The 11,118-nt window shown below is 62.5% G+C and carries 8 protein-coding genes; 1 reads left to right on the forward strand and 7 read right to left on the reverse strand.

Annotated elements, in window-relative coordinates; all coding sequences use genetic code 11:
* Window positions 1-14 precede the first annotated feature (14 nt).
* From G6N50_RS03775 to G6N50_RS03805, 7 genes are all read right to left on the reverse strand, one after another.
* Entirely contained in the window at window positions 15-968 is a 954-nt protein-coding gene (locus tag G6N50_RS03775; protein ID WP_264028655.1) for a glycosyltransferase family 2 protein, read from the reverse strand.
* Window positions 965-1,756 carry an ABC transporter permease gene (locus G6N50_RS03780; RefSeq protein ID WP_083097484.1) on the reverse strand — a complete coding sequence of 264 codons (792 nt, stop codon included), beginning with the start codon at window positions 1,754-1,756 and terminating at the stop codon, window positions 965-967. The genes G6N50_RS03775 and G6N50_RS03780 overlap by 4 nt, the downstream gene beginning before the upstream one ends.
* On the reverse strand, window positions 1,756-2,496 hold the full coding sequence (locus G6N50_RS03785; protein WP_083097482.1) for an ABC transporter permease: 741 nt from the start codon (window positions 2,494-2,496) through the stop codon (window positions 1,756-1,758). The genes G6N50_RS03780 and G6N50_RS03785 overlap by 1 nt, the downstream gene beginning before the upstream one ends.
* Entirely contained in the window at window positions 2,493-3,440 is a 948-nt protein-coding gene (locus G6N50_RS03790) for an ATP-binding cassette domain-containing protein (RefSeq protein WP_083097480.1), read from the reverse strand. Before G6N50_RS03790 ends, G6N50_RS03785 begins: the two co-directional genes overlap by 4 nt.
* 251 nt (window positions 3,441-3,691) lie before the next feature.
* Window positions 3,692-6,598 carry an MMPL/RND family transporter gene (locus tag G6N50_RS03795; protein WP_083097478.1) on the reverse strand — a complete coding sequence of 969 codons (2,907 nt, stop codon included), beginning with the start codon at window positions 6,596-6,598 and terminating at the stop codon, window positions 3,692-3,694.
* A 102-nt stretch (window positions 6,599-6,700) separates the two neighbouring features.
* On the reverse strand, window positions 6,701-9,592 hold the full coding sequence (locus G6N50_RS03800) for an MMPL/RND family transporter (RefSeq protein ID WP_083097476.1): 2,892 nt from the start codon (window positions 9,590-9,592) through the stop codon (window positions 6,701-6,703).
* The gene (locus G6N50_RS03805) at window positions 9,589-10,008 is read right to left on the reverse strand and encodes an MmpS family protein (protein WP_083097568.1); all 420 of its coding nucleotides are present in this window, start codon (window positions 10,006-10,008) and stop codon (window positions 9,589-9,591) included. The genes G6N50_RS03800 and G6N50_RS03805 overlap by 4 nt, the downstream gene beginning before the upstream one ends.
* Before the next feature lie 871 nt (window positions 10,009-10,879).
* Between G6N50_RS03805 and G6N50_RS03810 the strand changes: the two genes are divergently transcribed.
* Complete coding sequence (locus G6N50_RS03810; protein WP_083097474.1) at window positions 10,880-11,110, forward strand: MbtH family protein; 231 nt, start codon at window positions 10,880-10,882, stop codon at window positions 11,108-11,110.
* The last annotated feature ends 8 nt before the right edge of the window (window positions 11,111-11,118 follow it).

Below are 11,118 nucleotides of genomic sequence, written 5' to 3' on the forward strand. Positions count from 1 at the left end.
TCCAGTACGGTGGCTCACCTCGGTACAGGCCGCAGCTCGGCACGAAACCGTCTCGCCCGCACGAACTCGCTAACGGGTGCCGCTAGCAAGGTCTTCAGGCGCGAGGTTCGCTGGGGCCCGAACACCGTCACCTTGAAGAGCAGCCCCAGCCACACAAGTAACCACCACGGCGTCGCAGCGGCGCGGACGCCAAAGGTAGACGCCGGATCCACAATCATCCAAGTGAGAATGCGTAGCTGGTCGAGCCAGTGCCGTTGAGCCTTGGTGATATTCGACGACTCGGTGCTACCGGTGTGATGCCTTACCGAGAGTTCCTGTGGCACAAAGCAAACCGCTCCCCGCAGCATGAGCCGCAGCCAGAAGTCCAAGTCGACCGTTTGATAGACGTCGTCCCGCAGGCCTCCCGCCTGCAGTGCCAGGCAGCGCCGGAACATCACGCAGCTGGGTTCACCGATCAAATTCGCGCTCGCGCCCCACAAGGCCACGATCTGTAGCACCAACGACGATCCGCGGTTGTGTTCGCGGAGCTTGGCAAAGTAGACATGGAGTTTGCTCGGGGCCCGCCGTCGCTCACTCCAGGGGAGGTCGTCGGTTTGCACCTGCCGGGGCGCGAAGGCCAGCGCCACCTCGCGATCCTCGAAACAGTGGGCGAGCGTCCGCAGGGCTCCCGGAAGCAACCAGTCATCGCCGTGCAGGAATTGGATATAGTCGCCACGGGCGACTTCCAGGCATTTGTTGTGGTTTCCGTTCAGACCCAGCCGAGACTCGTTGCGTATCAGTCGATCTCCCGCGCGGACCAATTTATCGGCAATGGCTGCGCCATCGTCGGTCGACTGGTCGTCGACGATGACGATCTCGAACTCGACGCCGTCCTGATCCAGGATGCTGCGCAGGCAACGCTCGATCGTCGCGCTGTTGTTGTACATCGGGACACACACCGAGACCAGTGGTGTGGCCGGCTGGGTCACGCGTTGGCCTCGGCTGCCAATCGGTAGCCGCGAACGGCGACCGGGATGAACACCGCGAGTAGCCCGACCGCCCAGATCAACGTGATCACTAGAGGCGCCGCGATCGGGCCGCCGTGGGCGAGGGACCGCATGGTCTCGATGGGTGGCGAGATCGGTTGCATGCGGATCAAGGGCTGAGCCCAAGCCGGAAACAGCTTGAGGGGTGTGGCACCGGGATTCACGAACGCCAGCGCGAAGGTAACGCCCAAAACCCAGGTCATCGCAGTCCGGCCGTTGTTGCGGATGGCCATCGCCATCACCAGGGCGGTGAAACCGGTCACCACGATCGACGGGATCAAAACGAAAAGCAGTGCCGCGGGCCAGCCCTGCATGAAGCGCAGCCCCATTGCCAGCCCGAGCACAGTGATCAGGATGGTGCCGATGAATGCGCGCACTACCTCTGCCATAACCCAACCGGTGACCGCGCTCGCCCGGTGGATCGGCAGCACCCACATCCGACTGAGGACGCGCGACTCGCGATCCATGGTGATGCCCACCGAGTTGCCCAGGGATCCGAAGAGCGCCGATATCACCGCGCACATGGGGACTATGCCGTAAACGGCGTCCGCACCGGTGACCTTGTGCACCTGCTCGCCCAGCACGATTTTGTAGATGACCAGCAGGAAGACGGGTAACAGCAGCGATCCCAGCAGCACCGCTTGGTCACGCCGCCACCGCAGCAGGAGTCGGCCGGCCTGCACCCAGCTTTGGGTCAGCAGGGAACCCTGTGGCTCGAGGCGATGCGACACTAGCCGCGCCTCTGCATCCGCAACGTTATCGCGCCGAAGACCAGCACCATTCCCAGACACCAGGCCAGGGTGGCCGCCAGATTGCTGAGGATCACGTGGCCGGTGGCCAGGCCGCGCAGGGTTTCGGCGAACTGTGAGACCGGCTGGTTGCGGACGTAGGGGCGCAACCACTCCGGGAAGGTCTTTTCGGGGGCGATGCCGGTGGACAGCATGAACAGCAGCAACTGGGGGACGAACAAGAGGTGGCTGGCCCCTTGGACACTATTGGCGCGCGATCCCAGCGCGTCGGCACCCAGGCCCACGGCAAGGCACAGCAGCAAGGAAATTACCAAAAAGGCCGCCGCGTAACCGAGTCCGCCGGTGATCCGAAAACCGAAGGCGTAGCCGGCAATCAGCGCCACCACCAGGGAGAGCACGGCGCGCATCTGGGTGGCCACCGTGCGGGCGGTCACCGTGGCTGCCGCGGCGACGGGAAGCGTCCGCATCCGCTCGCCGAACCCGGACACGTGGTCACGCGCCGCGCGGTCCGCGGTGAGCAACCCGACGAAGATCATCGACTGGGCGACCACCGCGGGTACGAAATACTGGGTATAACTGATGCGGCCGGTGTCGACCAGGCCGTGCAGCGCCACACTGAACCCCGCCAAATATGCTGCCGGCGAGAGGATTTCGAAAATCATCTCACCGTCGCGGGCCGCCGACATCAGCGAACGCTCGGTGAGGGCGGTCAAAGCGCTCATGACCGCGAGACGGTCCGCTCGGTCAGGTGCAGGAAAGCTTCGTCGAGCGACGGCTTGCGCAGCGAAATGTCGGCCAGTTCGAGGCCCAGCGCGTCGACCCGTCGGAACACGTCGACCAGCGTGGCGACCCCGTCGGGCGCGAACACCGACACCGAATTCGTATCGCCGTCGATGTCCACCCCGTCGAGCCCGTTCAACGCCGCCGCAACCTGAGGCAGGTCGGCGGGGTTGGCCGGGGTCACCTGGCAGTAGCTGGTACCCACCGCACGCTTGAGCTCCTCGGCGGTGCCGCTGGCGATCACCTGCCCGTGATCGATGACGACGATCGAGTCGCTGAGCACGTCGGCCTCTTCCAGGTACTGCGTGGTCAGCAGCACGGTGATGCCTTGCGCGGCAAGCGAACTCACCAGGGCCCAGACGTCGCGGCGGCTGCGTGGGTCCAGCCCGGTGGTCGGCTCGTCGAGGAAAAGCACCTGCGGCGGTACCACCAGGGCACTAGCCAGGTCGACGCGCCGGAACATGCCTCCGGAATAGGTCGACAGCCGCCGATCGGCGGCGGCGACGAGGTCGAACTGTTCGAGCAGCTCGTCGGCGCGTGCCTTCGCCCGCTTGCGATTCAGTCCGCGCAGCCTGCCGAACAAGACAAGGTTTTCCCGCCCCGTCAGCATCGGGTCCATCCCGGTGAACTGCCCGGCCATCCCGATGCTGGCACGCACCTCGGCGGGCTGGCGGAGGATGTCGTGTCCGGCGACGCTGGCGCGGCCCGAGGTGGGGCGGATCAGTGTGGACAGGATGTTGATCGTGGTGGTCTTGCCGGCGCCGTTGTGGCCCAGCACCCCGCACACGGTTCCGGCCGGAACCGAGAAGTCCACGCCATTGAGAGCGACCGTGTTTCGCCCGAATGTCTTTGTGAGGCCGACAACCTCAATCGCCAGTGGGCTCACCCTAGGAGTATTTCATGAGGCGTAGCGGCCAGGTGGCGGTATAGGTGGATAGCGATATGGAGGATAGCGCAGGCCTTTCCTTATGGTCACCGTGAACTCCGCCGGCGCGGACCAATGCCATTTGCAGCGGGGGAGTTCGGAGTGTTCCAAGCAAAATCATTGGCGTCCAATCTTTCTCGCCGCGCTTCTTCGGGGCGGCCGCTGGCCGCCACGCTATCCGGGGCTTGAATCGACCAGCAGCACCTAGAGGTCTATCTGTGGATCGGGATCTCGGCCGTGGGGGCGTCCGCGTCGTCGTCGTGGTGGAGCAGGGTACGCACCGCCGGGCGCGTACCCACGGAGCGAAGTAGCAGGCTGGCCGGCCGCGGCCGCACCAATTGCGGCCACCAGAACCAGCGTCCGAGCAGGGCGGCGATGGTGGGTGTCATGAACGAACGCACGATCAAGGTGTCGAAGATCAGGCCCAGACCGATGGTGGTACCCACCTGGCCGATGATGCGCAGGTCACTGAACACCATCGAGGCCATGGTGAATGCGAACACCAGGCCGGCATTCGTCACGACCTTTCCGGTACCGCCCATCGCGCGGATGATGCCCGTATTGATGCCGCCGGCCAGTTCCTCTTTCATTCGGGATACCAGCAGCAGGTTGTAGTCCGATCCGACCGCCAACAAGACGATCACGGACATGGGCAGCACCATCCAGTACAACTTGATGCCAAAGATGTACTGCCAGATCAGCACCGAGAGCCCGAACGAGGCGCCCAATGAAAGCGTCACCGTGCCGATGATCACCAAGGCGGCGATAAAACTTCGGGTGAGGATGAGCATGATGATGAAAATCAGACACAGCGCACCAACGCCCGCGATGAAGAGGTCGTAGGTGGAGCCGTCCCGGAAGTCCTTGAATGTCGACGCGGTACCGGCCAGGAAGATGCGCGACGATTCCAGCGGCGTGTTCTTGAGCGCTTCTTCGGCCGCTCCCCGGATCTTGGCGATGCGGTCGAGGCTTTCGGAGGTGGCGGGGTCGCCGCGGTGCGAGATGATGAAGCGAGCGGCCTTGCCGTCCGGCGACAGGAACTGGCTCATCGCCTTCTTGAAGTCCGCGTTGTCGAAGATTTCGGGCGGCAGATAGAACGAGTCGTCATTCTTGGAGTCGTCGAACGCCTGCCCCATGGCGGTGGCGTCCTTGTCGTTGCTATCCATCTGGCCGATGATCCCGGACATGGTGCTGTGGTTCGTCAGCATCATGTTCCGCATGTCCTCGGACATCGCGATCATCGGCGGATACTGCTCGAGCAGCTGGGGCATCAGCTTGTCCATGTGATCGAGATCTTGGAGCAGGGTCACCATCTTGTCGCTGAGCGTGTCGACACCGTCGAGGATTTCGAAGATCTGCCGCAGCGACCAGCAGATCGGGATGTCGTAGCAGTGCTTTTCCCAGTAGAAGTAGCTACGCAGTGGCCGGAAGAAATCCTCGAAATCGGCCATCTTGCCGTTCAACTCATAAAGAACGGCGGCCATTTCTTTGGTCTTCTGGATCGAATCGTGCGTGATTTCGGTGAGGCGCTTCTGCAGCGAGTAGAGGCGCTTCATGATCTCGATTTGCTTGGCCATCATGTCCGCTTGGACGAGCATGTCGTCCATGCGCGCCTTCATGTACTGGATGTCTTGATGCATGGTCGCCTGCTGCATGCTCAGCAGGAACGGGATCGAGGTGTGCTGGATCGGCGTTCCCTCGGGCCGCGTGATGCCCTGCACGCGAGAGATGCCGTGAACTCCGAAGACTGCCTTGGCAAGTCGGTGCAGCACCAGGAAATCTGCCGAGTTCCGCATGTCGTGATCGGCTTCGATCATCAAAATCTCGGGCATCATGCGCGATTGGTTGAAGTGGCGGTCTGCGGCCGCGTAGCCGACGTTGGCGGGCACGTTGTCGGGCATGTAAAGGCGGTTGTTGTAGCTCGTCTCGTAGCCGGGCAAGGTCACCAGGCCGACCAGGGCGACTGCGATCGTCGCGCACAGAATGGGCGCGGGCCAGCGGGCGATCGCCGTGCCGATCCGGCGCCACCGACCGAATCCGATGGTGCGTTTCGGGTCGAACAACCCGAAGCCGCTTCCGATGGTCAGCACCGCCGGAACCAGCGTCAGGGCGATCAGCACAGAGATGAGCATGCCGACGGAGCAGGGCATGCCCATGGTCTGGAAGATGGGCATACGGGTGAAGCTCAGGCACAGCATCGCGCCGGCGATGGTCAAACCGGAACCCAACACGACGGGAGCGACGCTGCGATAGGTGGTGAAGTACGCCGTGTGCCGGTCTTCGCCGGCCTGCCGCGCCTCTTGATAGCGACCGAAGAAGAAGATCGCATAGTCGGTGCCGGCTGCCATCGCCAGGGCCACCAGCAGGTTGACGGCGAACGTCGACAATGCCATCCAATTGTTATTGGCGATAAAGGCGATGACGCCTCGCGCGGCAAAGACCTCGATCCCGACGGTGAGCAATAGCAGAATCACGGTGGTGATCGAGCGGTATACGAGGAGCAGCACGATGAAGATGATCAACGCGCCGATCATGGTCATTTTCAGAATGGATCGGTCACCGGCGAGCTGCATATCGGAGAACAGCGCCGAGGGGCCGGTGACGTAGGCCTTGATCCCGGGGGGCGGTGGCGTGCGCGCGATGATGTCCCGGATTGACGCCACCGATTCCTGGCCCAGGGTGGTGCCTTGGTTGCCCGCCAGATTCAACTGCACATAGACGGCCTTGCCGTCCGGGCTCTGCGCGCCGGCCGCTGTGAGGCGATCGCCCCACAGGTCCTGCACATGCTCGATATGCTTTGTGTCGGCCTTTAATTCAGCAACAAGTTTGTCGTAGTAAGCGTGTGCCTGGTCGCCAAGCTGCTGCTGCCCCTCGAGGACCAGCATCGCGAAGCTGTCCGAATCGGATTCCTTGAAGTCGTGTCCCATGCGCTGCATGGCCTGAACCGCCGGCGCGTCCTGAGGGGCCAATGGCACCGAATGCTGTTGACCCACAACCTCAAGCCGTGGCACCCCGAACGTCACCAGCAGGGTCAGCGCCACCCAGCCGAGGATGATGAGCACCGAAAACCGGCGGATATTCCGCGCCAAGCGGGAAGGCTGGGTATGTTGCGTGGTCATGAGGCCCTCGGCAGGCAGGTGACGACGACGCAGCTGACGCTATTGCCCTGTGTCACAGTGTTCCCCACGGTCGCTGTTCCCTCCTGAAGTGGCATGCCGCACTTATTGCGGCTGCTTCAGGAGCAGTGAACGCACCAACGGGCGGGGTCCGGTGGGCCGCAGCATCGTGCTGGCCGGGCGGGGGCGCACTCGCTGTGGCCACCAGAACCAACGTCCCAGCAACGCGGCGACGGCCGGCGTCATGAACGCCCGCACGATCAACGTGTCGAACAGCAAGCCCAGGCCGATCGTCGTGCCCACCTGGCCGATGCTGCGCAGGTCGCTGACCACCATCGAGGCCATGGTGAAGGCGAACACCAGACCGGCGTTCGTCACGACCTTTCCGGTGCCGCCCATCGCGCGGATGATGCCCGTGTGGAGCCCGGCCCCCAATTCCTCTCTCATGCGGGAGACCAGCAGCAAGTTGTAGTCAGAACCCACCGCCAACAGCACGATGACCGAAGTGGATAGCACCGTCCAGTGCAGCTGCATGTGCAGCAAGTACTGCCACACCAGCACGGACAGCCCGAAGGACGCGCCGAGCGAAAGCAGAACGGTGCCAACGATGACCATCGCGGCGATAAAGCTCCGCGTCATGATCAGCATGATGATGAAAATGAGGCAGATTGCGGAGACGCCCGCGATCAAGAGGTCGAATTTGGATCCGTCCACCAGATCTTTGGTGATCGCCGCGGTGCCGGTCAGATAGATCTTGGCGTTTTCCAGGGGAGTGCCCTTGAGCGATTCCTCGGCAGCCGTCTTGATCTGTTCGACCCTGGAGAGGCCTTCGGGTGTCGCCGGGTCACCCCGTTGCGAGATGAGCAGACGGACGTCCCTTCCGTCCGGCGACATGAAGATCTTCTCGACACGCTTGAAGGATTCGGAGCCGTTGATGATGCCCGGCGGCAGGTAGAACGAGTCGTCGTTCCTGGAGGCATCGAAAGCCTGCCCCATGATGCTCGGATCCTTTGAGCTCGAATCCATTTGGCCCATGACGCCCGACATGGTGCTGTGCATGGTCAGCATCATGGTGCGCATGCCGGACATGGTTTCGATCATGGGCGGGATCTGCATGACCAATTGCGGCAGCAGGGCATCCAGCTCGTCCAGGTTCTTCACCAGGTCGCCCAGTTTGTCGGTGATCTCGTCGACGCCGTCGATCGCGTCGAAGATGGACCGCAGGGAGAAGCAGATCGGAATGTCGTAGCAGTGCTTTTCCCAATAGAAGTAGCTTCGGATCGGACGCCAGAAATCCTCGAAATCCGACACCTTATCGCGCAAATCCGATGTGATGTCCTGCATTTCATGCGTTGTCTTGACCATGTGGTGCGTGGTGGCGACGAGCTCCCGCATCAGGTCGAGCATGTGCTGCATGATGCCGATCATCTTCCCCAGCTCATTGGCCTGGGTGAGCATGTCGTTCATGCGGTCTTTTTGGAAAGCCATGTTCTGCATCTGGCTTGCCTGGCTCATGCTGATGATCCACGGAATCGTGGTGTGCTGCAGCGGCGTACCCTCAGGGCGGGTCACGGTCTGCACGGAGGCGATTCCGGGAACCGCCAGGACACCCTTGGCGAGTTTGTTGAGGACCAGCATGTCGGTCGGATTGCGCAGATCATGATCGGTCTCGATCAACAAAATCTCGGGCATCTGCATGCGCTGGCCGGGAAAGTGGCGTGCCGCCGCCGCATACCCCACGTTCGCGGGGATGTTCTGCGGAATGAATTTATAGTCGTCGTAGCTGGGTCGATAGTTCGGCAAGGCCAATAGCCCGATCAGTGCGACGGCCAGCGAGGCAACGAGAATGGGTCCCGGCCATCGGACGATCGCCGTACCGATGCGTCGCCATCTGCGGGCGGAGAGGGTCCGCCGTGGCTCGAACAACCCGAACCGGGCGCCGGCGGCAAGCAGCGCCGGTCCCAGCGTTATCGCGACGAGCACCGCGATCAGGATGCCGACGGCACAAGGGATACCGAGCGGCTGGAAATAGGGCAGCCGGGTGAAGCTGAGGCAGAGCACCGCGCCGGCGATGGTCAATCCAGACGCCAACACCACCTTGGCGACCCCGTTGAACGTGGTGTAGAAGGCCTCCTCCCGGCCTTCACCCGCCTGCCGCGCCTCCTGATATCGGCCGACGAAGAAAATGCCGTAGTCGGTTCCCGTCGCGATGACGGCGGCGACCAATAGGTTGACGGCGAAAGTCGTCAGACCGACCAGCCCGAGGTGGCCGAGTAGCGCGACCATTCCACGCGCGATCACCAATTCCAGGCCGACGATCAACAACAACAGAACGACCGTGACAATCGACCGATAAACGAGCAACAACGTCAGGAAGATCACGGCAAGGCTGGCGAGCGTCACCAGCATGATGGTCTTCTGACCGGCAATGTTCATGTCCGCGACGATGGGCGCCGGCCCGGTCACGTAGACCTTCAGCCCCGGTGGGGGCGAAGCCTCCTGCACGATCTTTCGAACGGCCTTCACGGATTCGTCGCCGGCGGCCGCGCCTGCGTTGCCGTTCAGGTTCACCTGAACAAATGCGGCCTTGCCGTCCTGGCTCTGCGCGGCGCCGCGGGTTAGCGGATCACCCCAGAAATTCTGGACGTGCTGCACATGTTTCTGATCGCCTTCTAAAAGCTTGACCAAGCGGTCGTAGTACTCGTGCGCGTCGTCGCCGAGTTGCTGCTGGCCCTCCAGCAGGATCATCGCCAACGCGCCGGTGTTGGTCTCCTTGAAGTCCTGGCCCAGGCGCTCCATGGCCTTGAAGGACGGTGCGCCCAATGGGCTCAGCGATACCGCATGCTCCGCCTCGACCTTCTCCAGCGACGGAACGCCGACGCTGATGAGGACCGCGATCGCGAGCCAGCCCAAAATGATGGGAACGGACAGGCGATGGATGATCCGCGCCACCCGTGGTCGCGGCGCAGACTGGGTCTCCAGTTGCGGCGCGCTCATGTGGCGGTCAAGACGCAGTAGGTGAATGCGTTCAACTCGTGCGAGATCCTCTCGGCTTTGACGACACCGTCCACCACGATGCGGCAGCCGAGGCTATCGCTGTTGCCCTGAGCGACCACATTTCCCACGATCGACGGCAACGTCGTCGAAATCTCGAACGTCCACGGCAGCTCGATGCCGTTGATGTGGTTCGGCTCGCCGTTGGCGTCAAAGTAGCTGATGTCGGCCGTCGACCCGGCGGGCCCGAACACCTCGTACTGGATGTGCTTGGGGTTGAACGGTTTGGTGTCTTGCTGTCGGGTGTCGGCATACGACGGGCGCTTCTCGGAGCCGAAAATGCCATGCAGCCGCGAGACCGTCATGCCGCCCGCGACGACGACGCCCACGATGACCAGCGGGATCCACAGCCGACCCAGGACACCGAGAAGCCCGGGTCCCCTCTTCGTACGAGTCGTTCGCGCGCCGCTTTGCTGCGTGGGTTCAGCCGAGGATCGCCGACGTAAGCCCAGGAAACCGCGTTGGCTAATGTCTCGTCCTTCCCCGATGGTGTCGTCGGGCCGGGCCCGTAAGTCCGAATCGACCACTACACCCCCTTCAGCCGTGCCAATGCCCGCGCGGACCCGGCGGCCCGAACATGCAACTACACACCGATCGCGGCACGCCAGACTGCAGCGCTTCGAATGTGGTGCCCGTGGCAGACCAGCCGAGCCTCCGGCACCTCATACGAGCCCCACCCTCGAGGGAGCGCGACCAAGTCTTGTCGAGTAAACCACGGCAGTCGCTTCTGTATCAGTCCTTTGACAACGCGATGCGGGATCGTAATGCCTAACCGCGTGCGTAAACGGTATTTTGCTGAGCCGACGGAATGCTCCTCGCCCGCTTCTCTTCTTCGCAGGGGGCCGTCCACTTACCTAAGCACAGCGGATGGCCGGTGTCACCGGGTGGGCGACCCGACCGAGTCATAGCAGGATCTTGACGGGTTTCGCCCCTTGGTGATTTTCCGGCCCCCCGCCAGTTCGGCTAAGCTGTGGAGCGACAAGCACCATAACTTCATCGGCCTGAAGGGCGATGCCTGCTCAGTAATGACGTCTCGCAGCTAACGCCATTGATGCAGGTCACCGAGGCGAATAGAGGGGCATCGGGGCCCCTCCGCACCAATCGAATGACCGTTTCAACAGCCTTCTAGGTCACAACGGGAACTTTGTCCAAACCACGGGCGAGCGCTCTGGGGCTCAACTATGGTTTGGACCTGTTCCACTCATGTCCATTTATGCACCCTGGAGAATTGTGAGCATCAATCCATTCGACGACGACAACGGCAGCTTTTTCGTCCTGGTGAACGACGAGGAACAACACAGCTTGTGGCCGGCCTTCGCCGATGTTCCAGCCGGCTGGAAAGTGGTTTACGGGGAAGCCGACCGAGCCGCGTGCTTGGAGTACATCGAACAGCACTGGCCGGACATTCGGCCAAAGAGCCTGCGGGACAAGCTCGCAACGGGTAAGGGTTTTGACCAGTAACAAGTCGG

The sequence above is a fragment of the Mycobacterium mantenii genome (assembly GCF_010731775.1).
Taxonomy (GTDB): Bacteria; Actinomycetota; Actinomycetes; order Mycobacteriales; family Mycobacteriaceae; genus Mycobacterium; species Mycobacterium mantenii.

Bases quoted from the DNA above. Each gene is read 5' to 3' on its own strand.
- G6N50_RS03785 (WP_083097482.1), bottom strand. From the start codon at position 2,496: ATGAGCGCTTTGACCGCCCTCACCGAGCGTTCGCTGATGTCGGCGGCC.
- G6N50_RS03795 (WP_083097478.1), bottom strand. From the start codon at position 6,598: ATGACCACGCAACATACCCAGCCTTCCCGCTTGGCGCGGAATATCCGC.
- G6N50_RS03800 (WP_083097476.1), bottom strand. From the start codon at position 9,592: ATGAGCGCGCCGCAACTGGAGACCCAGTCTGCGCCGCGACCACGGGTG.